At 70.9% G+C, this 21,753-nt stretch carries 20 protein-coding genes and 3 pseudogenes; 11 read left to right on the top strand and 12 right to left on the bottom strand.

All coding sequences use genetic code 11. The features are described 5' to 3' along the window. Positions 1-590: 590 nt before the first annotated feature. A complete protein-coding gene (locus ACS04_RS28625; protein WP_048479767.1) occupies positions 591-1,490 on the bottom strand; it encodes a DUF2867 domain-containing protein in 900 nt (299 codons plus the stop codon). Between the two features lie 53 nt (positions 1,491-1,543). Between ACS04_RS28625 and ACS04_RS28620 the strand changes: the two genes are divergently transcribed. Next, positions 1,544-2,131, top strand: coding sequence for a TetR/AcrR family transcriptional regulator (locus ACS04_RS28620; protein WP_048479680.1), 588 nt, complete (start codon positions 1,544-1,546; stop codon positions 2,129-2,131). Positions 2,132-2,747: 616 nt separating this feature from the next. Further along, positions 2,748-4,412: a serine/threonine-protein kinase gene (locus ACS04_RS28615; protein WP_048479679.1), complete on the top strand. Its 1,665-nt coding sequence runs from the start codon at positions 2,748-2,750 to the stop codon at positions 4,410-4,412. Between the two features lie 927 nt (positions 4,413-5,339). On the opposite strand, the gene ACS04_RS28605 is transcribed toward ACS04_RS28615, so the two are convergent. Together ACS04_RS28605 and ACS04_RS28600 are read right to left on the bottom strand one after the other, a co-directional pair. After that, positions 5,340-5,663: a putative quinol monooxygenase gene (locus ACS04_RS28605; protein ID WP_048479677.1), complete on the bottom strand. Its 324-nt coding sequence runs from the start codon at positions 5,661-5,663 to the stop codon at positions 5,340-5,342. A 2-nt stretch (positions 5,664-5,665) separates the two neighbouring features. Further along, positions 5,666-6,052 (bottom strand): VOC family protein, encoded by a 387-nt coding sequence (locus ACS04_RS28600; protein WP_048479676.1) that lies wholly within the window; start codon positions 6,050-6,052, stop codon positions 5,666-5,668. 63 nt (positions 6,053-6,115) lie between these two features. Between ACS04_RS28600 and ACS04_RS28595 the strand changes: the two genes are divergently transcribed. From ACS04_RS28595 to ACS04_RS28585, 3 genes are all read left to right on the top strand, one after another. Next, entirely contained in the window at positions 6,116-7,135 is a 1,020-nt protein-coding gene (locus ACS04_RS28595; protein WP_078865440.1) for a helix-turn-helix transcriptional regulator, read from the top strand. 149 nt (positions 7,136-7,284) lie between these two features. After that, a complete protein-coding gene (locus ACS04_RS28590; RefSeq protein ID WP_048479674.1) occupies positions 7,285-8,118 on the top strand; it encodes an SAM-dependent methyltransferase in 834 nt (277 codons plus the stop codon). A 453-nt stretch (positions 8,119-8,571) separates the two neighbouring features. Then, entirely contained in the window at positions 8,572-9,111 is a 540-nt protein-coding gene (locus ACS04_RS28585; protein WP_048479673.1) for a hypothetical protein, read from the top strand. Between the two features lie 271 nt (positions 9,112-9,382). Here ACS04_RS28585 and ACS04_RS28580 read toward each other — a convergent pair whose 3' ends face one another. The 7 genes from ACS04_RS28580 to sigK all read right to left on the bottom strand — a co-directional run bounded on the left by ACS04_RS28580 (position 9,383) and on the right by sigK (position 15,191). Beyond that, a complete protein-coding gene (locus ACS04_RS28580) occupies positions 9,383-10,045 on the bottom strand; it encodes an alpha/beta fold hydrolase (protein ID WP_245236591.1) in 663 nt (220 codons plus the stop codon). After that, complete coding sequence (locus tag ACS04_RS39660; RefSeq protein ID WP_245236590.1) at positions 9,927-10,649, bottom strand: DUF1295 domain-containing protein; 723 nt, start codon at positions 10,647-10,649, stop codon at positions 9,927-9,929. Before ACS04_RS39660 ends, ACS04_RS28580 begins: the two co-directional genes overlap by 119 nt. Next, positions 10,585-11,871, bottom strand: coding sequence for an SAM-dependent methyltransferase (locus tag ACS04_RS28575; protein WP_048479672.1), 1,287 nt, complete (start codon positions 11,869-11,871; stop codon positions 10,585-10,587). The genes ACS04_RS39660 and ACS04_RS28575 overlap by 65 nt, the downstream gene beginning before the upstream one ends. Continuing rightward, positions 11,868-13,136: a class I SAM-dependent methyltransferase gene (locus ACS04_RS28570; protein WP_053081007.1), complete on the bottom strand. Its 1,269-nt coding sequence runs from the start codon at positions 13,134-13,136 to the stop codon at positions 11,868-11,870. Before ACS04_RS28570 ends, ACS04_RS28575 begins: the two co-directional genes overlap by 4 nt. Before the next feature lie 167 nt (positions 13,137-13,303). Further along, complete coding sequence (locus tag ACS04_RS28565) at positions 13,304-13,786, bottom strand: peroxiredoxin (RefSeq protein WP_048479671.1); 483 nt, start codon at positions 13,784-13,786, stop codon at positions 13,304-13,306. Positions 13,787-13,848: 62 nt separating this feature from the next. Then, positions 13,849-14,598 (bottom strand): anti-sigma factor, encoded by a 750-nt coding sequence (locus tag ACS04_RS28560; RefSeq protein ID WP_048479670.1) that lies wholly within the window; start codon positions 14,596-14,598, stop codon positions 13,849-13,851. Further along, positions 14,595-15,191, bottom strand: coding sequence for an ECF RNA polymerase sigma factor SigK (sigK, locus tag ACS04_RS28555; protein WP_048479669.1), 597 nt, complete (start codon positions 15,189-15,191; stop codon positions 14,595-14,597). Before sigK ends, ACS04_RS28560 begins: the two co-directional genes overlap by 4 nt. Before the next feature lie 377 nt (positions 15,192-15,568). Here sigK and ACS04_RS28550 point away from each other — a divergent pair, with 377 nt between their 5' ends. Next, positions 15,569-15,808 (top strand): chaplin, encoded by a 240-nt coding sequence (locus tag ACS04_RS28550; RefSeq protein ID WP_048479668.1) that lies wholly within the window; start codon positions 15,569-15,571, stop codon positions 15,806-15,808. A 187-nt stretch (positions 15,809-15,995) separates the two neighbouring features. On the opposite strand, the gene ACS04_RS38385 is transcribed toward ACS04_RS28550, so the two are convergent. Further along, positions 15,996-16,412, bottom strand: a complete 417-nt coding sequence (locus ACS04_RS38385) for an ATP-binding protein (RefSeq protein WP_158977583.1) — start codon at positions 16,410-16,412, stop codon at positions 15,996-15,998. Positions 16,413-16,515: 103 nt separating this feature from the next. Beyond that, positions 16,516-16,914 carry a DUF2613 domain-containing protein gene (locus ACS04_RS38380; protein ID WP_048479667.1) on the bottom strand — a complete coding sequence of 133 codons (399 nt, stop codon included), beginning with the start codon at positions 16,912-16,914 and terminating at the stop codon, positions 16,516-16,518. 713 nt (positions 16,915-17,627) lie between these two features. On the opposite strand from ACS04_RS38380, the pseudogene ACS04_RS40510 reads away from it, so the two are divergent. The 5 genes and pseudogenes from ACS04_RS40510 to ACS04_RS28520 all read left to right on the top strand — a co-directional run. Continuing rightward, positions 17,628-17,777 (top strand): annotated as a pseudogene (locus ACS04_RS40510) (MMPL family transporter); the annotation flags it as partial. 97 nt (positions 17,778-17,874) lie between these two features. Continuing rightward, positions 17,875-19,464 (top strand): molybdopterin-dependent oxidoreductase, encoded by a 1,590-nt coding sequence (locus ACS04_RS28530; protein WP_048479665.1) that lies wholly within the window; start codon positions 17,875-17,877, stop codon positions 19,462-19,464. Between the two features lie 16 nt (positions 19,465-19,480). After that, positions 19,481-19,968: pseudogene (locus ACS04_RS36770) on the top strand (fasciclin domain-containing protein). Positions 19,969-20,251: 283 nt separating this feature from the next. Continuing rightward, positions 20,252-20,632 (top strand): hypothetical protein, encoded by a 381-nt coding sequence (locus ACS04_RS39655; protein ID WP_053080985.1) that lies wholly within the window; start codon positions 20,252-20,254, stop codon positions 20,630-20,632. Beyond that, a pseudogene (locus ACS04_RS28520) lies at positions 20,626-21,753 on the top strand (hypothetical protein); the annotation flags it as partial. The gene ACS04_RS39655 and the pseudogene ACS04_RS28520, both read left to right, overlap by 7 nt.

The following is a 21,753-nucleotide window of genomic DNA, read 5'->3' as shown; positions in this document are numbered from 1 at the left end:
CGGTGGGACGCGCGTGTTGTCCGTGCATGACCCCTCGTCTGCCCGGTCCGCCCACACATACCCGCCTCGATGCACGCGCCAGGGCGCGGTCCTGCCGGTCAGCGTGGGCGACGGCGCCGCTTGCGCAGCGTGGTGACAGCCGGCGAGGTGGGCCCCAAACGGCACCCGTACAACGCGATGCCGTACGAGGCCGCGACCGACCTGCCGTTGAAGTCGCAGGTCTAAGGGCTGGTGTGACGGGTTCCGGAAAGCGCGTGGCCTGACGGCTCCCGGAGTCAGATCAGGACGGGCCGAGGGCAGCGCGGTACCAGCCCACAGTCCGGCGGAACTCGTACTCGTCCAAGCCGTACTCGTTCTTCGCGGCCTGGAAGTTGTCCGACGGCCGAGCACTGCGTTCGGCGGACGGCCTCAGCCGCAGGAGTGGGGGCGACCGACTCTGAGAGCGGGCCCGGTCCCGTGCGCACCAGTGAGCGAAGCGGGCACAGGGGGCGTATGGCGCTGCGCCACGGCGTCCTGCACCGGCCATCGGAGGCAGCAGCCGTTGCGGCGGAAGGCACAGTCGAGGGCGCCCGAGGCGAGGTGCACGAGAGTCACGGCCGAGACGCCCCGGCGTTCCGCTCGCCTGCCGGTCTCGTGGAGAAGGCAAGCCTGCGGTGGGCCCGGCGCAGCATCAGGCGGGCCATGCACGGGTGGGCGAGGCCCGCCACCGCGAAGTACAGGCGTCCGCGGGTGTTGTGGAGTCGTACGGCCGTTGCCAGGGTCACGGTGTCGTCCTCGATCACAATCGAGGAGCGGAAGTCCAGATGGGAGGCGTCCTTGCCGACCAAGAGCTCACGGTCGGAGGTGCCGCGGACGGGGAACGGCAGCACATTCCTCCAGTCCTGCGGGTCGCGGGACGTCCCCGGTGGCAGGGGCAGGCGCCAGGCGTCGGCGAAGTCCGGCCGGGGCACGGCCTCGTGCAGCAACCGGGCGTGCGATGGCACGGGAACGGCGTGCGGACGGGCCCAGAACAGCCGGTTGGCCAGCAGTGCGCGCGGCGGTCGACGGGTCGGCGCGTGGGGCGGACGGCCGAGGGCGCTCCGCTCGATGTTGTCGAAGACCTCCTCGATCATCGTGTCGTGCACCGGCTGAATCGTCACCTTCCACTGGAGGAACGGCATCAGCGGCATGGAGAGCTCGAGGACGTGGACGACCCGGCACCGGTCCGACCCGAGGGGTTCGACGTCGAAACGGTGGTATCCCTGCCCCAGCGCCCCACCGGTGGTGTCGAAGCGTACGGAACGCCCCGGCACGTGCGCGGTCACGCAGTAGCGGACCCGGCCGTGGCCGCCGTCCGCGCCGACGCCGAGCGGACGGTCGAGGACCATCGCGGGCCAGACCGGTGTGGGGAAAATGGGGTCGTCGGGTGCCGACACCCGGTCGAGGAGCGCCCCGACGCAATCGGCTGGTGCCGGAATGATCCGTTCGTGAACGTTGCGTACCGTGCGCATGCCGACCTCCATACGGGGGCGTATGTTCTCACCGTACGGTAGCGTATGGAGACGTGAGCGAACCATCCGGCCGGAAGGGCCACCGCAGCGCCCGCAAGCGGCTCACTGCCGACGACTGGGCCGATGCCGCCCTCGCCGCGCTCGTCGAACGCGGCCTCGCCGCAGTGGCGGTGGAGCCTCTCGCGGCCGAACTCGGCACGACCAAAGGCAGCTTCTACTGGCACTTCGCCAACCGCGACGCTCTCGTCGCCGCCGCACTCGCGCGCTGGGAGGAGTCGTCAACCGAGCGGGTCATCCAAGCGATGGACGCGGTCGAACCCGACCCCGCCGCCCGGCTCGACGCGCTCCTGCGTAGGGCGACCGTCGCTGCAGTCGACGATCCGCGGGAGGTGCGGCTGCTGGCTGCCAGCGACCATCCTGAGGTCGCGGCCGCGCTCGCCCGCGTCACCGAGCGCAGGATCGGCTATCTCGCCCACCTCTTCGAACTGCTCGGATTCCCGGCACCCGAGGCGCGCCGACGCGGCTCCTTCGCCTACACGAGCTACCTGGGCCACGCTCAGCTCGCCCACGCGGTACCGGGCGCCGTGCCCGCCGACCCCGCGTATCTGGCCGAGGTGTCCGCCGCACTGCTGAAACGCTGATCCCCCGAGGCGGTCCCTGCTCGACGCAGAGAAGGCCGGTGCTCCAGCCCGACGGGGCTTTGCGAAGCCGCCGTGGAGCGGGAACACGCCGCTTGGCGAACCCGCACCGGCAGCGACAGCGGTTCCCGGGCAACAGCCGTGGTGGGGCGCCCCGGTCCGCCGAGAAGCGCGTTTACGCCCGGACCACCTCCGCGACCTCACCGTGCTGCGCCGCAAGGTCGCTTCCGCCCTCCGGAAAGGGGAGGAGATCATTCCGACGGGATGCACCCCGACCTGCCCGTGGTCGTATACCCGCCGGACGCTGAGGGCGAGCGGCGCGTCGTGCCCCGCCGCGGGGCGGTGTCGCCCTCGCCTTGCCGCTGTCGCGCTGGGTAGAGCGGACCAAGCTGGCGCATCGCGAGGTACATGAAGCTGCCGGCGGCAGTCTGAGGTTATACGGCAAGCTCAGGTCTGCGTCTGAACCCTGCCCGGGCGTACGACGTCTGGCAGGCACGTCTATCCCCACGTGGAATCAGACACAGACCCTGACCAGCAGAGGACCTTGCGTTCGGTAAAGTTCCGCGTGCGTCGGGCAGGTGCCGCCGGGCGGCCCGAAAACGACTGTAGGGTAACCGAGTTGGACACCGTCTTTCATCCACTGGAGGGCGACGACCCGCGGTCCGTGGCCGGATACCGCATCGTGGCCAAGCTCGGCGCAGGCGGCATGGGCAAGGTGTACCTCTCATACACTCCGGGCGGACGGCCTGTTGCGATCAAGGTGATCCGACCGGAGTTCGGCGAAGACGCCGAGTTCCGCCGCCGCTTCCAGCAGGAGGTGCGGGCCGCCGAGCGCGTGCAGGGGCTGTACACCGCGCCGGTGATCGACTCCGACACCGAGGGCCGTCACCCCTGGCTCGCCACGGCCTACGTCCCGGGCCCCTCCCTGGCCGACGCCGTACAGCGGCACGGCGCCCTGCCCGTGGCCACCGTGCTGCTGCTGGTCGCGGGCGTCGCCGAGGCCCTACAAGTTATCCACAAGGCCGGCATCGTCCACCGCGACCTCAAGCCGTCCAACGTTCTGCTCGCGGGCGACGGACCCCGAGTCATCGACTTCGGCATCGCGCGGGCCGCCGACGCGACCGCCCTCACCGGCAGCGGCGTCACCATCGGCACCCCCACCTTCATGGCACCCGAACAGGCTGCGGGCGGTGCGGTCACCCCGGCCACAGACATCTTCGCGCTCGGCCAGGTCGCAGCGTACGCTGCGACCGGCCTGCCCGCGTTCGGCGAGGGCACCTCGCACGGGGTGCTCTACCGCATCGTCCACGAGCAGCCCGACCTCACCCGACTCCCGCCCCAGCTGCAGAAGTTGGTGGCTCACTGCCTCGCCAAGGAGCCTGCGGCCAGGCCCTCGGTCGACGAGGTCCTCGCGCTGTGCCGGGCCGCCAATGGCGACGCGTCACTGCGCCGCCCCGAGGCCTGGCTGCCCGGCGCGGTCGCCGCCGACATCACGCTGCGCGGAGCGGCACCCGCACCGCCCGAGGTGACCCGAGTTCCGCAGACCCAGGCACCGGCGCCGCCCGGCCGCGAGCCGACGGTGAGCGCCGCGCCCGCCGCGCCGCCCGCCGTCCAAGGCGCGTACGGACCGCCGACGCCGCACCCTCCAGGCCCCTACGCCCAGCCGTCGATGCCACCGGGCTACCCGCCCCAGCCGTCCGCGCCGGGCCGCCCGACCCGACGTCCGGGCATGGCCGTGGCGGTCGGGCTCGCCCTGGCGCTGCTCGCCGGCGGCGGCGTGTACCTCCTGAACCGCAACTCCGGCACGGAAGAACAGGCCACCGGTAAGGGGAAAGGGGCCACGACCACCCCGAACGCCTCGCAGTCGCCGGCCGGCGCGACCAAGACGCCAGAGCCGGTCACCCGCACGGGCATCAACCTGCCGGAAAACTACACCCTGAGATTCGACGACGGTGAGCTGCGGCCGCAGGACTCGGGGGGCTCCGTCGGCGACCTGCAGTTCGGCGGGCACTCGCTCCCGTACCGCGTGCGCACCCAGGCGGGCAACCACCTCGCGCTGCTCGACCCCGGGCAGTCCGGATCCCTGGAGACCTGCCGCGACGAGACGCGCTTCGCCGACTACATCCCCCTGGACACGCTTTCCCCGGGCGCCCAGTTCTGCGTCCTCACCACGGTGGGTCACATCGGCCTGATCACCTTCCGGGGACAGACGGCCAACACCGACCCCGCCTTTCACGTCACCCTCGACGCCACCGTCTGGCGCCGGGCGGTCGCGCCGTCGTAGCCCGACTGACCGGCCCGCCGTAATCCATCCGACCCCCGGCCCCCGCTTTGCACGCCACCCTGCTGACCGCGTTGCGCCGCGCGATCTGCTGGACTTGGACGACTGCCCGGTGGACGGGCCGCACGTCCGTGCCCTCAAAGGGGGCACGTTGGCCCCCCCTCCGTCGACCGATCCCGTCCCGGCCCCACACACCAGCGGAGCTTGGCGCCACTGCCGACACCGTTGCCGTTGGCGTCGCCGAGGGCAGCGAAGACGGTGCCCGCGCGGCCGCCGTATGCGGGGTGGTCGGCGTCCCCCGCGAGGGTGTACATGATGATGCCGCTGCCGTCGGAGTAGCAGCGGCACTTCCCCATTTGATCTTGGTCTCGTGTCGTGGACGCGGTTGCCGGTGATATGGATCTTGTACGTCTGCGAGTCGGCGCCACCGACGTCACGCGGGGTGAGGACGGAGATACCGCTGGTATCGTAGACGGCCTCGAATGCCGGACCAACGCCCGCCTGACCAGTGGTGACCTACATGGCCAACGGTCGTGCCCGGTTGTCGCCGGCCGGCTGTACCGTTGTACTCAGGCCGCCACGAGAACGTCCGAGTGCGTGGTCGTCGGGTTCTGACCGTCGCGCAGCCCCTTTTCACAGCCCCAGCCGCGTGCGGACGGGCCCGGCAGACGGTGGAGTCCACCGAAACCGTCCATTCCACGTCGTCATCAGCGTCGGCGGTGGCCAGGACGGCGGCCAGGATCCGTGCCCAGGTGCCGTCGACGGCCCACCTGATGAGGCGTTTGCGGGCCCTCTGGAAGGAGCCGAGTTCCCCCGGCAGGTCCCGCCAGGGCGAAGCCACGCGACACATCATGCAGAACGCATGACCCCGCGCCGCCCGTAGGCGTGTGCCCCGCGTCGGGGCCGCTCCTACGGGCGGCGGCTTGTTCGTCAGGGCTGGTCGTCGACCGGGAGACCGACCCCGCCCAGAACGGCGAGGTCCATGCGACGGGGCGCGGTCGACAGCAGTGCGAGGACGTCTGCGGGGGCGGGACCGTCGGCGAGCGACGGAGCGGCGAGTGCTGCCCGCGCACTGGCGTCGTCCCGCCAGACTTCGGTGACATGCACCGTGTCGGAATCGGCGGCGTCCTGGCTGATCAGATAGATCTCGCAGCCTGGGAAGCCCTGCAGTCTCCGCGCCACCCGCAGCAGGACAGCGGCGAGTTCGCCGCCTCTGCCTGCGTGCGCTGTCATGGTCATCAGTCTGCCGATCATGCTCAGACCAGGGTGGTGATGCAGAACGGATGGCCTGCGGGATCCAGCAATACCCGCCACCGGTCGGGGTCCGGCTGGACCGCCGGCGCGACGGCGCCCTGGGAGATCAGCCAGGCCTGGGCGGCATCCAAGTCATCCACCCCCAGTTCGATGTGGGCTTGCTTCTCCTGGGAGGGGTCAGGCCAGGTGGGACGTCGGTAGTCGGCCAAACGGTTGAACCCAAGTCCGGCCGAGCCCTCCCGGCCGAGCAGGACGAAGTCGTCAGTCGAGTAGGCGATGGGCAGTCCAAGGGCATCGCCATAGAAGCGGGCCAGGTCGGCGGGGTCCGGGCAGTCGAAAGTGATGGCCGAGTAGCGGATCGCGGGCGCGGATGTCTTTCCAGTGCTCATGGGGCAGACGCTATGACGGGACCAGGACAGTTTCAGTCCTGGTCATGCGGGACACTTCACGATGTGATCAGCACTTCGGCCCGCCTGCTGCGACTTGTCTCACTGCTGTCCGCACGGCCCACGTGGACCTGCGGTGAGCTGGCCGACCGGATGGCGGTCACCGAGCGCACGGTGCGCCGGGACGTCGCCAGGCTCCGGGAACTCGGCTACGGAGTCGAGTCCGACCCCGGGCCCTGGGGCGGTTACCGCCTCAGGGCCGGCAATCGGGTCCCGCCACTGATCCTCGATGACGAAGAGGCACTCGCCGTGGCCGTCGGGCTGCGTGAGGCAGCACTCAGCGGCGTTCTCGGCGGCGACCAAGCCGCGCTGTCCGCACTGCTGAAGCTGCGCCAGGTCCTTCCACCGCGGATCGCGGACCGACTTGGCGAGATGGACGCCGCCTTCGTGCACACCGCCAGGCCCGACGAGCCGCAGATCGCGCCGGGCATGCTGCTGGAACTGGCCACCGCGTGCCGCCGGGGCGAGCGCACCCACCTGTCGTACCGAGACAGGGAGGGGAAGGCCACTGCCCGGGACGTCGACCCGTATCGTCTCGTGCACACAGGACGACGCTGGTACTTCGTGGCCCGGGATGTGACGCGGGGCCAGTGGCGAACGTTCCGGGCGGACCGGGTGGCGCACATACAGCCGACCGGGCAGGCTGTGGAACTCCTCGACCCTCCCGACCCGGCCCTGCTCGTCTCCCGGTCCATTGCCACCGGCAGCTACCCGCTCTACGTGACCGTCCGTCTCGCGTTGCCCATGGACAAAGCACTGCGGCTGGTCCCGCCGACGGTCGGTACCCACCGCCAGGACGGCCCCGATGCCACCATCGTCGACATCGGCGGCCCCGACGCGGACGGACTCGCCCAATACCTACTCAGCCTCGCTACCCCACTTCAGGTCCTGTCCCCCGACGAAGTACGGGCAGCATTGCTGCGCCGTACCCGGGACCTGGTCGCAGCCAACGAAGTGCTGTCAAGGAATGGCGACCCCAGTGACCGTACTGGTCCGGGAGAGGCCCCTCGCAGGTCGCACATATGAGTGGGATCCGACATTTGCAGGTGATCGCGGCCATACTCGGCGCTTTCGCCAGATTAGAGTCCGGCACGACCGCATTCGCTTCTCGACGCAGTGTCACCACCGCGCTGCGCGGAGTCCGTCCCGGCGTCGAGATTCCCTGTGAGGTGCCCATGCCCAGCTCAACTTCCGCTGAGTCTGTTCCCACGTACATCGATCCTTCGAAGCCGAGCATCGCCAGGGTGTACGACGCCTTCCTGGGCGGCAAGGACAACTACGAGGTCGACCGTGAAGTGGTCCGGGGCGTGCAGAAGGCTGCTCCTGAGGCGCGGGACCTGGCGGTTGAGAACCGCGCCTTCTTGATCCGCGCTTGTCGGTTCCTTGCCCAGCAGACCGGCATCACCCAGTACCTGGACTGCGGCTCGGGCCTGCCGACGGCGGAGAACACCCACCAGGTGGTGCAGCGGGTCAACCCGGATTCGCGGATCGTATACGTGGACAACGACCCGGCGGTGCTGGCCCACGGCCGCGCGTTGCTGGAGGAGAACGGGAACACGGCCCTCGTCGCCGAGGACATCTTCGTGCCGGAGAAGTTGCTGCGCAACCAAGTCGTGCAGTCCCACCTGGACTGGAACGAGCCGATCGCGTTGCTCCAGTGCGGCACGCTCCACCACTACAACGGCGAGGAAACGCGTACCCGCAAGGACATCATGCGCGCGTACATCGACGCGCTGCCGTCCGGCTCCTACGTGGTGATCAGCCACTTCCTGGACCCGGAGGACGAATACAGCGCGACCGCCCGCAAGATGGAGGACATGTTCCTGCACAGCATGATGGGCAGCGGCACGTTCTCCACCACGGCGGAACTGGAAGATCTGTTCAACGGTTTGGAGATGGTCTCTCCGGGCCTGGTGCGCTGTGCCGACTGGTGGCCGGACGGCCCCCGGCTCAAGGACTTGAACGCGGCACAGCGGTCGATCGCCGGCGGCATGGCCCGCAAGTCGTAAGCCGAGGCACGGGTCGTGCGGGTCCGGCCTGCCGCTACCACACGACCTCTCCTGCCCGGCGAGGGTTGAGTTCACTTGGGTTGGTTCACGCCCAGGGGCAGCAGAGGTTCGGGTGCGGGACGCCACTACGGTGCTGCGCCAGACGGGCTCCGTCGGAGTGGAGGCCCCGGCACCGGGAAAGGCGTCGGGGCTCTCGCCTTGTCCGGCAGGGCTACGGAGAGGGGGTAGAACTCCGCCTCCGTGCCCCTGCACCCGGCCGCGCTCTCCGGTATCCGCTCGCCTGCGCGCCGTCCGCGGCGAGGCTCCAGCGGAGCTTGGTCGCCATCCGCTCCGCCCCATACCAACAGGGAAGAGTGCAGGGACCTTACGTCGGCCTGGCGCCCTCCCCCACGAGACGCACAAGGCCGGCCCCTCCCCCTGTCGACGCCGCTCTTGGTTGGTTAGGGTGCGGCCGTGGCCACCGATCGCCCCCGTGAACCTGTCCTGCTGGACCCCAAGGGCCCAGTGATCACAGCAATCGCCTGCACCGTGGGTGCGGTTCTGTTCCTGGGCGCGGCAGGCGCTTTCGTCTATGTCACCGTCCATACCGTCGCTGATTTCGACAGGTCTGACGGCGTGTGGGCGTGGGGCCGCGCGGGTCTCGCCCTGGCCGCGGCGATCGTCGCCTACGGCGGACTGTCCACCATCCTCTTCGCCCGCGCAGAACGGCGCGCCACACTCCAACTCGCCGCTCACGGTGTCGATGGCACCGCTCTGGTTCTGGCAGTGGCCTCCGCACCAGCCAGTAACGACGACCACGACCAGCTCCGGCTCCTGGTACGGGTCAACGGGCCTGGCTTCGAACCGTTCGAGCACAGCGGCGAGGTCCTGAGATACCTGTTCAGCAGGGCAACACCGGGGACCATACTGCCGGCCCGGGTCAACGCCACCACACGCGCGTTCACCCTCGAACCACCCCCCACACCTGCGGCCACCGAAGCCGGAAACGTATAGCGGAACCAGTCGGTGGCGTCCACCGCCCCAGCACCCGCAGCGGGTCCCTGCCGGACCCGGTGAATCCGACACACCCACGCCCTGGACTTCCCTGACGTCAAGGGGGCCAGTTCTGCGGCGCCCTCAGCAGTGGATCGACCGGAAAGCTGGTCTTCGTCGGCGACACCGTCCGGCCTCTCCAGTTCCTCGTCTCTGGGAAGAGCACAAGAGCACAAGAGCACTGGCACTGGCTTTGACTCTGTGACGGGGGCCAGTGGATATGGAGGCCCCGTCAACCGGGTCGTCTGACGGGCAGGGTGATGTCGTCGGCATCGACCAGTGCGGTGCTCCAGGTTCTCTCATCGGACTGGCCTCCGCCAGGTGGCGGCCCCAAACCGAGCACCGTCGCGGCACAGGCTGTGGTGAGGCGGTGCCAACGGCGGGCGTCGCGGATCATGGTGTGGCGGCCACGGGGCATGCGGATGCCCCGGACCAGGGCCCCCGCTGCCCGGGCGCGGCGGAGGTAGTTCCAGGTGTCTGTGGCAGAGGTGATCTGGTCGGCCTGGTCGTGGAGGGCCATGACTGTGCGGCCTGCGAGATGGGCTACCGCCTCGTCAGGGGGGCACCAGGGGGCCAGGGCGACGACACCTCGGACCTGCGGGTCGTCTGCGGCGCGCAGTGCTGCCCTTGCGCCCATGGAATGCCCGACCAGCACCACAGGAAGCGGGCCGGCAGCATCGCGTAGCTCTTCCAGAGCGCGTCTGGCGTCCTGGACGGGGTCGGCCCTGTGCCCGTTCCATCCGCGCAGCCGGTATCGGACGAAGGCAACCAGGACGTCAGCGAAGAGGGAGTCCTGTTCCATCGCGCGGGCGAACGGCCGCATCCGCAAACCGGGGAGGTTGAGCAGAGGCGGCGGCGTCGGGGAGTCGGCGCGACCGCCGTGCAGGACGAGCACCGCCCCGGCTGCCGGCAGGAACGGCGGATGCGGCAGCTCGAGGGCGTGATGACCCGGCCCGGTGCCGGAACCGTACCCCTTCACCTCGGGTCCCCGGGTCCCGTGAGGGCCGGATTGTTCGGGGGCAGCGGCAGGACGCCGCTGGTCCGCCTTGCATATTCGGCATAACCGGGGCGGTCGGCCATGTGCTTTCTCCAAGAGGCGTCAAGGTCAACAGACCCTGGTCCGTGGTGCGTCCGCGGTGGGCGGGGCCCTGGTCGAAGCGTGCCGGCTGGTGGTCGCCGACTGCTTCGAAGCCTAGCCCGAGGGCCAGGACCGCGATCCCGCACGAGGCCAGGAGCCCCAGGGGTACGGAGCCGTGGCCGACGGGGAGCAGCCGAGGCGAGAGCGACGGCGGCAAAAGCGGGGCCCCAGCGGGGTCGGCGAAGCGGTGCAGGCGCCGCGGCGCACGGCCACGGCGAAGGAGGCGAGAAGCGCCGCCCCCGCCATCGCAGCGGGGGCGGCGAGGCGGAGACCGAGGGCTCCCCCATCGGTGCCGGTCATGCCGGGCTCCGGTCCGTGTACCAGGTGGCGGGGGTGGCGGGCATGGCGGAGATCCCCTCACGGGTGGGGCGTACGGCGAGGAGCTGGTCGACGCCCATGCGGCGTTCGGCGAAGGCGAGGGAGGCACCCGCCAGGTAGAGGCGCCACACCCGCCCGGTGGTCTCCCCGACGAGGGCCTCGACTTCGCACCATCGGTCTTCGAGAGTGGTCCGCCAGGCATCGATAGTGGTCGTGTAGTGCTCGCGCAGGGACTCGGTGGAGCGGACCTCCAGGCCCGCCGCCTCCAGCAGGTCGACGGTCCGGCCGACGGGACGCATGTGCATGTCGGGCGCGATGTACGTCTCGATGAAGGCTCCGCCGCCGGGGGCGTGGGCACCGCGGGACATCTGCTGGATCAGCAGTCTGCCTTCGGGGCGCAGTACGTCGTGCAGTTTCGTGGTGAAGGCGGGGTATTCGCCGTCGCCGACGTGTTCTCCCATCTCGATCGCGGCGGCCGCGTCGTAGCCGCCGCCGTCGATGTGCCGCCAGTGCCGCAGGGTGACGTCCACCAGGTCGGCCACCCCCTCGCGCGCGGCCCGCTCGGCGACGAAGTCGCGCTGCGCACGGGAGAGGGTGACGGCGGTGACGCGCGCCTTGTGCTCGCGGGCGGCGTGCAGGGTGAGGGAGCCCCAGCCGCAGCCGACATCGAGCAGCCGGTCCCCGGCGCGCAGTCCGAGTTTGCGGCAGATCAGTTCGAGCTTGTCGCGCTGGGCGTCGGCGAGGGTGTACGCGGGATCGTCCGGCCTGGTCCAGTAGGCGCAGGAGTACGCCATGGAAGGGTCGAGGAGCAGTGCGTAGAACTCGTTGGACAGATCGTAGTGATGGCTGATGGCCGCCCGGTCCCTTGAGGCGCTGTGCAGGGCGCCGGTCAGCCGTGCACGACCGTCGGGACGCCGCGGGGGCGTACCGGCCGCGCCCAGGCCGACGGCCAGGGTGGCGGCTGCGGCCATGCCTGCGGGCCGGGGGCGGGCTGCGGGGCGGTCGCGGACGGCCCGGCCGGCCTGGGAGAGGGCGTGGGCGAGGTCTCCGTCGACGTCGAGGTCGCCGCTGACGTACGCCTCGGCGAGTCCGAGTTCGCCGGGCTGCCACAGCAGGCGGCGCAGCACTTGGGGTGAGCGGAGTGTGACGAGGGGCGCGTCGGCAGGACCTGCTTGGCTGCCGTCCCAGGCGCGGACGCGTACGGGGAGAGGGCCGGGGAGGAAGTGGCCCAAGAGCTGGGCGAGTCGGTCGGCGGCGGGCTTCATGGTCGGGTCCCTTCGGTGAGGAGGAGCTGGCGCACATCGAGGTAGCCGGAACGAAATCCGGCTTCCGAGTAGGCGAGGTAGAACTCCCACATGCGTTGGAAGACGGTGTCGAAGCCGAGACCGGTCACGACGGAGCGGTTGGCGGCGAACCGTTCGCGCCACAGGCGCAGGGTCTCGGCGTAATGGGCGCCGTAGCCGTCGTCGGCGACCGTGCGCAGGCCGGCGGCGGCCGAGTGCTGGGCGATGGCCTCCTGGGAGGGAATGAGGCCGCCGGGGAAGACGTACTTGTTGATGAAGGTGTGGGTGGCGCCGGTGTGCAGCATCTGCTGGTGCCCCATGGTGATGGCCTGGAGGGCGATCCTGCCGCCGGGGGCGAGCGCGCGGCGCAGCGCCGTGAAGTAGGAGGGCCAGCACTCGGCGCCGACCGCTTCGATCATCTCGACGCTGATCACGGCATCGTGGCGGTCTTCGGCGTCGCGGTAGTCGCGCAGCTGGACGTCGACCCGGTCGGCGAGTCCGGCCGCCGCGATCCGCTCGCGGGCCAGGGCGGCCTGCTCGGCGGAGAGGGTCAAGGTGGTCACCCGTGCTCCGCGTGCGGCGGCCCGCAGGGCGAGTTCGCCCCACCCGGTGCCGATTTCCAGCAGGCGCGTGCCGTCGCCCACCCGGGCGAGGTCCAGGAGGCGGTCGATCCTGCGGTGCTGGGCTTCGGGGAGGGCGGCCGGGCGGGCGGGGAACTCGGTGAAGACCGCTGAGGAGTAGGCGAGGGTGGGGTCGAGGAAGGCGGCGAACAGGTCGTTGGACAGGTCGTAGTGGCGTTGGATGTTCTCGCGGGCGCAGGCGCGGGTGTTACGGTCGGCGGGGGGCCGGGCGGACACCCACATGCCGCGCAGCCGCCGCAGCGGGGCGGGCACCAGCTCGTCGACATGGCGCGCGAGGATCGTGAGTACTCCGGCGAGGTCGTCGCTGTCCCATTCCCCGGCCAGGTAGGACTCGCCGAGGCCGATCAGGCCGCCGCGACCGATGCGCTGGCGGAAGGCGTCCGGGTCGTGCAGGGTCAGCAGCGGGCCTCTGGCACCGGCGGTGGGCGTCACCAGGCCCTGCCGGATCAACGCGCGGGCCACGACGTGGCGTGCGACGGCGGTCCGGACGGCTCCGGCCGACGGCAGGGGGGCCACGCCAGGCCAGCGCTCCGCGTCAACCTCGGTACGGCCCGCGGCGGGCGCGGCGGGGCCGGCCGCGCCCGCGAGGATGGAGGCGGCGGTCAGGCCCACCACCCCGCTTCCCACGACGGCCGCTTTGCGCTGCTCCACTTGAAGGTGCTCCCGCCACTCGACACGCCGCCCGGCTGCTGCGCTTCACTCATACTTCGCAGCGGCCCGGCGGCCGGATTGGAGGAGATCCGCGGTGGTGCGGCGGCTCGTCGTGGGCGGGTTCAGGCGGTAAGTGTGGCGAGCTGGGCGCTCAGAGTGGTGGCGGGCGGGTAGGTGGCGCCCACGGCGGTGACGTGCTTCCAGTGCAGGCGGCCGGTGGCGGTGAGGATGAACACCGCCCGGCGCAGCCCGATCAGGGGGGCGGTGATCCCGAAGGACTGCGCCACCGTCCGCCCCTCGTCGGACAGCAGCGGCATGCGCAGGTTCCGGTCGCGGGCGAACCGTTCGTGACTGTCCAGCCCCTGGGGGCTGATGCCCCACACGGCAGCCCCGGCCGACTGCAGGTCGGCCAGGCCGTCGGAGTAGGAGCACAGCTGTGCGGTGCACACCGGCGTGTCATCGCCGGGGTAAAAGGCGAGGACGAGGGGCTTGCCGCGCTGTTCGCACAGGGTGTACTCGCGCCGGTGGAAGGTTTCGCCGTCCAGACGGCCGCCGGGCAGGCGGAATTCGCCGACGGTGTCCCCGATCTTCGGGGTGTGGGGCATGTGGGACCTCGATTCGTTACGTCGGTGCGGGCGCCGGGACAGAGGTTGCGGGTGCTGCCCGCTCAGGCGGGAAGGGCCATCAGGAGGAGGGGGTCGGTGGTGGGCTCCGCGGAGCCTCCGGCGGGTTCGAGAGTAAGGCCGACGGCGCCGGCGGCGTCGGGATTGCCGGTGAGGATGACGGTGCCGTCGTGGTCGATGAGTCCGGCGGGGCGCATGGTGGCGCCCTGGGCGAGCCACAGCTGGTAGGTCTTGCCCGCTCCTGGTGCCGGAAGGTTGGCAGCGCTGAAGACGGCCTTGTTCTGCCGGTCGGAGGAGACCACCGTGGTCAACGCCCCGTTGGCGGCCCGTCCGTGGGCGGTGCGTGCGTCTGGGGCGGCCAGAACGGCGCTGATCGTGTCGAGTTGCTGCTGGACCTGGCGGGCCTGCGCTTTGAGGTTCTGCTCAATCTGCGCCCGCCACACCGCGACGCCCCCGAGCGAGGCTGCTGCCAGGCCGGCGGCCAGCGCAAAGGGCGCTGCCCTGCGGCGCAGGATGTCGCCGAGGGAGAGCGCGGAGGCCGAGGTGGGCACGCGCGGCGGCAATTGGCGCACGCCGTCGATGGTGGCCATGACCTGCGCCTTGGCCGAGGCGGCCGGCGGCTGGGAGACGGCCGCGGCCAGGCGGGCCGCGGTCGCTTCGAACTCTGCGGCTTCCTCCCGGCACGCCTCGCAGGCTTGCAGGTGCGCGCCGAAGTGGGCGCGCTCGCCCGGGTCGAGTGCGCCGAGGGCGTAGGCGGCGGCGAGGGTGTGGGCGTCGGTGGCGTGGTGTTTCATGTGGTCACCCCCATGCAGTCGCGGAGCCGGATGAGCCCGTCGCGCATGCGTGTCTTGATGGTCGGAAGCGGTGTGCGCAGGGCTTCGGCGACTTCACGGTAGGTCAGCCCCTGGTAGTAGGCCAGGGTCACGGCCTGGCGCTGGACTTCGGTCAGGCCGCGCATGCAGCGGCGGACCTGCTCGCTGTCCAGGCGGGTCTCCACCTGTTCGGCGACCTCGTCGAAGGCGATGGTGTGCTCGCGGGCGGCCTGGGCGTGCTCGCGGTGGGCGGATGCCTGGGCGGAGCGGACGCGGTCCACGGCCCGGCGGTGGGCGATCGTCGCCGCCCACGTGGTGACGGATCCTGCCTCGGGCCGGTAGCGGGCGGCCTGCCGCCACAGGTCGATCATGACCTCCTGGGAGACCTCCTCGGACTGCGCCCGGTCGCGGACGACCTTGACCACGATCCCGAACACCATGGGTGCCAGGGCGTCATAGAGGTCAGAAAAGGCCTCTTTGTCTCCGTGGGCAACCTTCTGCATGAGGTCGGTGAGACCGCTGCCTCCGTGGTCGTCGGACGGGCGGCCGGTGTTGATGGGGACCGGTTGGTTCACCTGCCCGGCTCCAGCTGTGGTGAGGAGGCGAAGAGACGGCCTGGGGCGGCCGTCGGGGGGCGGGGCGTCCATCGCATGCCGGTCCTTGTGTCGTCGCGGGTAGGTGACCGGACCGCTCCAGGGGACGGTCCGGCTTGGAAGGTTGGGCGTGTGTCGTCTGTTCTTCGTAGCCGACGGGCCTGCGGATGGGAGACCTGTTCGTCACCCGCACCAGCGTCGGCTCACCCGTTGGAGGGAAGCGCGCCGCTTTCGCCAAGCCGGTACGCAAGCGGCGGCGAAGAGCGGGTGTGAGGCAAGTACGAAGGCGTTCACGAGGCTTCCTCACCGGCCGCGCGGGACCTCCGCGCGGGCGTACACCCTCACGGGAGGTAAACGACATGGTGCGTGTACGACGAGGTCTGGCTGTGGCTCTGGCGGCCGGCGCGGTCGTGGCGGCCGGGGCGTCGGTGGCGTCCGCCGACGCGGGCGCGCGGGGCGTGGCCGTGGGTTCGCCGGGCGTGGGCTCGGGCAACCTCATCCAGGTTCCCATCCACATCCCGGTCAACGCCTGCGGCAACACCGTCAGCGTCATCGGGCTGCTGAACCCCTCCTTCGGGAATACCTGCATCAACGCCTGACCGCCCGCTGCGGACACAGCTCCGGTCCGGCGCCGTCGATACGGGGAGGCACGGACCGGTGACCCGAACCGGCGCGAGGCGCATCGCAGCTCTGGGGAGCAGCGCGTGCGTACCCGCTGCCGGTCGGGTCGGCTGCGGGTGGCTGTCGGCACAGCCACCCGCAGTACCCCCGCCCTGCCTGCCCGGACTACCAGGTGAGGACCGCGATGACCTGCTTGCCGGTGCCCGTCCGGCTGACGAACAGGTCCGCCCCCAAGGTCCTGATGATCTTCAGACCGCGGCCGCCCGGCCCGAGCCGCTGTGTGCCGCCGTGCGCGTGATGGCCCGACATCTCGCGGGAGCCGTCGCTGACGGCGATGCCCGCCCGCCCCGTCTCGAGGCTGATCGTCAGCGCGTAGGGGCCCTTCGCGTGCAGGACCGCGTTGGTGACCAGCTCGGAGACGATCAGCACCAGGTCCTCGGCGGCGCCGCGCGGGCAGAGGGCAGGCTCCAGGGTCAGCATCCGGGCCATGGCCTGCCGGGCGTGCCGGGCGGCGTGTGCGCCCGGCGGGAGCTGGAGATGCAGCGTGGCCGGACACCCGCAGGACGCGACGACGGTGTCCATGATCATTCCTCCGATGGGGGCTCTCACGACGGGGAACCGAGGCGGAAGGGGTACGGAAGCGGGGCTCCGGCGGTCCCGGAGCCCCACGACGACATGGTGGCGATCACCGCTTGTCGTGGCAGTTCCAGTGACCGGGAACCCAGTGACTGGCGTCGCGGCCGGGCGCCCAGTGCGGCTTCCAGTGGCCCTGGCCCCACCATCCGTCGTGCCAGTTCCCGTGGTGGTCCTCGTAGCCGTCGTGCCAGGCGCCCTGGTCCCACTTCCATTCCCAGTGACCCTTGACCCACTTGTTCGCCCACTGGCCCCTTCCCCCGTCGCACCGCTCATGGCGGTCCCATCCGTCATGCCGGTGGTCACGGTCGCCGGTGACCGTCGAGGTCACCGCAGACGGTGCGGGCGTCGCGTGCGCGGTGGCGGAAACGCCCAGCACGGACGCCCCGGCCAGAAGTACGGCCGACGCCGCCCCGAGAACGAGCCTGCGGGCGTTCACCAATGCGCTCATCGCGCTCACCTCCTCTGATGCAGTCGAACGCGGAATATCGGTGTCTGCGGACTCCCTTAGGACCGGGGCAGCCCGAGGGCGTCCGTCCGGGATCCGCCCACTGGCATCGAATCGCACCTCTGCATCCACCTCATGCGAAGAATTCGGGACGAACCGGCGAACGGATTGGCGTGACGTAACGGATGGAAGGATTCGCTCAGCCGGGCGACATCAAGCGGTGTGCCATATTCCGGGCGTGGTTCCAGCGGGCAGGGTCGCTCCTCCTGCTCCCGTCGTGGCTGGCGCCGGCCGTCGTCGCGGGTCCCTCCACCCTCCGGCTCGGCAAGGTGGCACGCTCGGGTCACGGTGTGCAGTTGCCGGTCGGGGCCGGGTCCGCTCAGGTGTCCCGGCTGCTCAGCCCCGGCGGAGGGGACGACCCGTTGCCCCTTGCCGTGGTCTGGAGCTCCCGCACGGCGGGCGAACGGCATGCGGCGGCCCGGCAACAGGCGGCCCGTCAGGTCACCGCCATCTCATCGGACTCTGCTTCGTATTGCTCCCCGCACCGGATCGCCGGGCCCTTGCGGTCATCATCGCCGCAGGCCCGGCAGACATGCCCGCGCAGCTGAAGGCCGTGCGTCAGACGGCCTCCACGATCGGCGGAACCACCGTCAACCTGGCGGGCCGGCCACCGCGCAGGCCGACCTCGACGACGCGGCCGCGACGACCGACAACACCCTCCGGCCATCACCCTCGTAGCTGTCCTGTCGATCCTGCCGGCCGTCTACCGCAGCATCCTCATGCCACTGCTGGTGATCGCGAGCGCCCCGGTGTCCCTGACGGCAATGTGCGCCGTCCTGTACGCATCGGCCGGCCGGGGTGGCTGACGGCCACCGCCGCCTCGGCAAGGGCAAGGACGGCAACACCGGCGAGCGGATCAACGTATTCGGAGTTCGGACCAATCCGCCGGTCGCGTGCTGCCGAATGTCGGGTGTGACCAGCTTCCGAAGGATCCTCTCCCGCGCCGCACGGGGTGCGCCGGCCGGCCTGCTGGCCGCGTTCACCGCATTGGCCGTGGCCGAACTGGTGGCCGGACTCGTGCGGCCTGCGGCCGGACCGGTGACGGTCGTCGGTGGCGCGGTCATCGACCGGACGCCTCCCTCGGTGAAGGACTTCGCGATCCGCACGTTCGGGGAGAACGACAAGGCGGTCCTGCAGCTGGGCATCCTGGCGATTCTCGCCCTCGTCGCCGTCGGCCTGGGCACCTTCGCTCTGTCGTACCGGCGGGTCGGCGCGGCGGGCGTGCTGCTGTTCGGGATCGCCGGCTCCGCCGCGGCGCTCAGCCGCCCGGACTCCACCGGTATCGGCGACGCACTGCCCTCGATCACCGGAGCCCTCGCAGGGGCCGTCACCCTGTATGTCCTCGCGTCAAAAGCCATGCCCGCGGCCACTGCTGCCGCGGACGGTAAGGAAGGCTCCGAAGGCTGGAACAGGCGCGGCTTCCTTGCCGCGGCAGGCGTGACCGCAGTGGCGGCGGCCTCGGCCGGCGCCCTGGGCCGGTACTTCACCGGCCGCCAGGGCCAAGGTGCAATCGCCTCCCGCAACAGCCTGGTCCTGCCCGCTCCCTCATCCCCGGCACCCGCGCTCCCCGCCGGCGTCCAGCTCAAGGTCGCCGACATCAGCCCCTTCACCACCCCCAACGCCGACTTCTACCGCGTGGACACCGCCCTGTCCGTGCCCAGAGTCGACGCCGGCCCCTGGCGACTGCGCATCCACGGCAAAGGCGTCACCCGGCCCCGCGCTTACACCCTCGACCAACTCCTCGCACGCCCCCTCATCGAACGCGACATCACCCTGACTTGTGTCTCCAACGAGGTCGGCGGCCCCTACATCGGCACCGCCCGATGGCTCGGCGTGCCGCTGGCCGACCTCCTCGAGGAGACCGGTGTCCGGCCCCCGTCACGAGGTGGGAAGGCCGATCAGCTGGTGGCGCGCTCAGTGGACGGTATGACGCTCGGCTCGCCGGTCGAGGACGTCATGGACGGCCGGGACGCAATGCTCGCGGTCGGCATGAACGGCGAACCACTTCCCTTCGATCACGGCTTCCCCGTCCGCATGCTCGTCCCTGGGCTGTACGGGTACGTGTCGGCCTGCAAGTGGATCACCGACATCGAGCTGACCACCTTCGACGCGTACGACCCGTACTGGGTGAAGCGGAAGTGGGCGCGCAAGGCGCCGATCAAGACCCAGGCCCGGATCGACACGCCCAAGCCCTTCGCCCGCCCCGCCGGCGGCACCGTCAGCATCGCCGGTGTGGCCTGGGCCCAGCACCGCGGCATCACCCGCGTCGAAGTCCGCATCGACGACGGACCGTGGCAGGACGCCGACCTCGCCCCGCAGGCAGGCATCGATACCTGGCGCCAGTGGTCCTGCCCCTGGAAGGCGACCTCAGGCGGCCACACGATCACCGTCCGCGCCACCGACGGCACCGGCCAGGTGCAGACCGAGCAGCGCGCACGGACCATCCCCGACGGAGCGAGCGGCTGGCACAGCGTGTTCATCACCGTCCCCTAGACTCGCCGCAACCGCCCTGCTGCCCTTCTCCCTGGCCGCCTGCTCTGACTCCGGCAGCGACACCAAGGCCGCCCCCACCGCGGCCACCGGCGACCAGGCCAAGACCGGCGAGACCACCCCCACCAGCGACTCGACGACCGGAGACCAGCCCTTCGGCCCTGCCTGCGCCGGCGTACCGACGGAAGGTGCCGGTTCTTTCGACGGCATGGCCAAGGACCCGGTCGGCCCCGACCAACGACGCCTTCGCGAAGATCCCGAAGGCCGACCTCGACAAGGTCCTCGCCGACAAGGCCACCCTCACCAAGATCCTCACGTACCACGTCGTCGGCCAGAAGCTCACTCCGAAGCAGCTGGAGAACGGGTCCTTCGAGACCCTGGAGAAGGGCATGGTCACCACGAAGGGCTCCGGCGAGGCCGTACGAGGTCAACGACTCCTCGAACGTGGTCTGCGGCAACGTGAAGACGGCCAACGCCAACGTCTACATCGTACTGATGCCGAAGTAACCCTCGGCAGGAACACGCGTCCGTCCAAAGGCCGGTGGCCCCGTCTCCTTACTGAAAAGGGCTGGGCCATCGGCTTGCCCGGCCGTTGCGTGGACCGGCGGGCGGACCCGGGCCGCGACCGGCCCCCTTCGAACCGGGGGGCGGGCCGGACGGCAGAGTGCGCTGCTACTTCTGGTTGGTGGTCAGGGCCAGGTCGATGACCTGGTATTTGGTCGGGAAGGCGCCCTGGGCGGTGGACTTGCCGGTCAGCACGTCGACGGAGTAGAGGCAGTAGGCGCCCCCCGTGCTGATGGCCGCGAAGGAGGCCGAAAGCAGGCTGATCTTTCACACCGGCGAGGCCGGACTCAAGACCAGCCGCCTGACCTGCCGCCTCACCGCCCAAGCGCATCTCACCTCGCCCTCCGGCATCCGTGTCGCCACGCACTACGACGCTCGGCGCATCGGCTGGCACGAAATCACCCCCTGCGGCGAAGGCCTCACCCTCCCCCACTCCACCGTCCCGGCGGCCTCCACCACCGACCAACTGCGCCACTACCCACAGGACCCACTCGCCGCCCCGCTCGACCAGCACACCGCCGAACTGCATACCGCGCCCGGGCAAGGGCCGGCGGCCCGGATCGTGCCCCGGGCCCGCCCGGCGCGGGCCCCGTCACCGCGATGCTGAACCGAGTCTCCGCCGTCTTCGACAACCTCGTCGGAAGCCGCGAACTGACCGTCCCCGTAGGCTTCCTGGCCCTGCTCCTCGCCGTCGTCCTCGGCGCCTCCCACGCAGCGATGCCCGGACACGGCAAGACGATCATGGCCGCCTATCTCGCCGGACGCCGCGGCACCCCCCGCGACGCCCTCACCGTAGGCGCCACGGTCACCCTCACCCACACCGCCGGCGTTCTCGCCCTCGGTCTCGCCCTTCCCCTCGCCACCCATCTCGCCGGGGAGACCGTCCTCGCCTGGCTCGGCCTCGCAAGCGGCCTCCTCGTCACCGCCATCGGCCTTCAGCTCCTGCACGCCGCCCTCCGCGGCAGGGGGCACCAGCACAGCCACCACGGACACCATGACCACGGACATCACCACCATGCCGATCACGACCATGGCGGTCACAGCCACATCCACGGAGATCACGTCCACCATGCCGGTCCCGGGCACACTCAGCCGGCGGTGCCGGCACTGCCGTCCTCACGCCGTGCTCCCGGCGCCGCGTCAGGCGTCGGTACCACCGTCGCCCTGACCAAGACCGGCAGAGAGTCCGAGCACGACCGCCACCACCCCCATCACGGCGAATCCGACCACCACCACGCCCACACCGCCGCCCCCCGCCGGCGCTGGACCCTGGTCGGGGTCGGCATCGCAGGCGGTCTCGTCCCGAGCCCCTCGGCGCTGGTCGTCCTCCTCGGAGCCGTCGCAGTCGGCCGCACCGCCTTAGGGATCCTGCTCGTCATCGGCTACGGGCTCGGCATGGCCACCACCCTCACTCTCGCCGGACTCCTCCTCGTACGACTGCGCGACCGGATCGGCACCCGCACCGCGGGCAGGGCCTGCGCCCAGCTCAAAGCCCTCGGACGCATCGGGCGCGCCGCCACCTCATGGAGTGCTGCGATGTCCGCACGAACAGTGGGGCGCGACCTGGCCGCCGTCGCTCTGGCTGCCGGTTTCGGCGTGACGGGCATGGGCGTGGCTGGCGCTGTGCCGCAGTACGGCAGCCGGAACCGCGGGGTGTCGGGGACGGTGACCTCCCGCATCGAACTCCCGTGGGCTGCCTACGGCCGCCCAGGGCCGGATCACGGTCCA

This window comes from Streptomyces roseus, assembly GCF_001044425.1.
Classification (GTDB): domain Bacteria; phylum Actinomycetota; class Actinomycetes; order Streptomycetales; family Streptomycetaceae; genus Streptomyces; species Streptomyces roseus.
The sequence above is the reverse complement of the archived record's forward strand: the minus strand, read 5'-3'. Positions and strand labels throughout refer to the sequence as shown.

What these genes read in the sequence shown, in the direction of transcription:
- ACS04_RS28625 (WP_048479767.1), bottom strand. Translation starts at nt 1,490, where the DNA reads ATGCGCACGGTACGCAACGTTCACGAACGGATCATTCCGGCACCAGCC.
- ACS04_RS28605 (WP_048479677.1), bottom strand. Translation starts at nt 5,663, where the DNA reads ATGATCGGCAGACTGATGACCATGACAGCGCACGCAGGCAGAGGCGGC.
- ACS04_RS28600 (WP_048479676.1), bottom strand. Translation starts at nt 6,052, where the DNA reads ATGAGCACTGGAAAGACATCCGCGCCCGCGATCCGCTACTCGGCCATC.
- ACS04_RS28590 (WP_048479674.1), top strand. Translation starts at nt 7,285, where the DNA reads ATGCCCAGCTCAACTTCCGCTGAGTCTGTTCCCACGTACATCGATCCT.
- ACS04_RS28575 (WP_048479672.1), bottom strand. Translation starts at nt 11,871, where the DNA reads ATGAAGCCCGCCGCCGACCGACTCGCCCAGCTCTTGGGCCACTTCCTC.
- ACS04_RS28565 (WP_048479671.1), bottom strand. Translation starts at nt 13,786, where the DNA reads ATGCCCCACACCCCGAAGATCGGGGACACCGTCGGCGAATTCCGCCTG.
- ACS04_RS28560 (WP_048479670.1), bottom strand. Translation starts at nt 14,598, where the DNA reads ATGAAACACCACGCCACCGACGCCCACACCCTCGCCGCCGCCTACGCC.
- ACS04_RS28550 (WP_048479668.1), top strand. Translation starts at nt 15,569, where the DNA reads ATGGTGCGTGTACGACGAGGTCTGGCTGTGGCTCTGGCGGCCGGCGCG.
- ACS04_RS38385 (WP_158977583.1), bottom strand. Translation starts at nt 16,412, where the DNA reads ATGGACACCGTCGTCGCGTCCTGCGGGTGTCCGGCCACGCTGCATCTC.
- ACS04_RS38380 (WP_048479667.1), bottom strand. Translation starts at nt 16,914, where the DNA reads ATGAGCGCATTGGTGAACGCCCGCAGGCTCGTTCTCGGGGCGGCGTCG.
- ACS04_RS28530 (WP_048479665.1), top strand. Translation starts at nt 17,875, where the DNA reads ATGTCGGGTGTGACCAGCTTCCGAAGGATCCTCTCCCGCGCCGCACGG.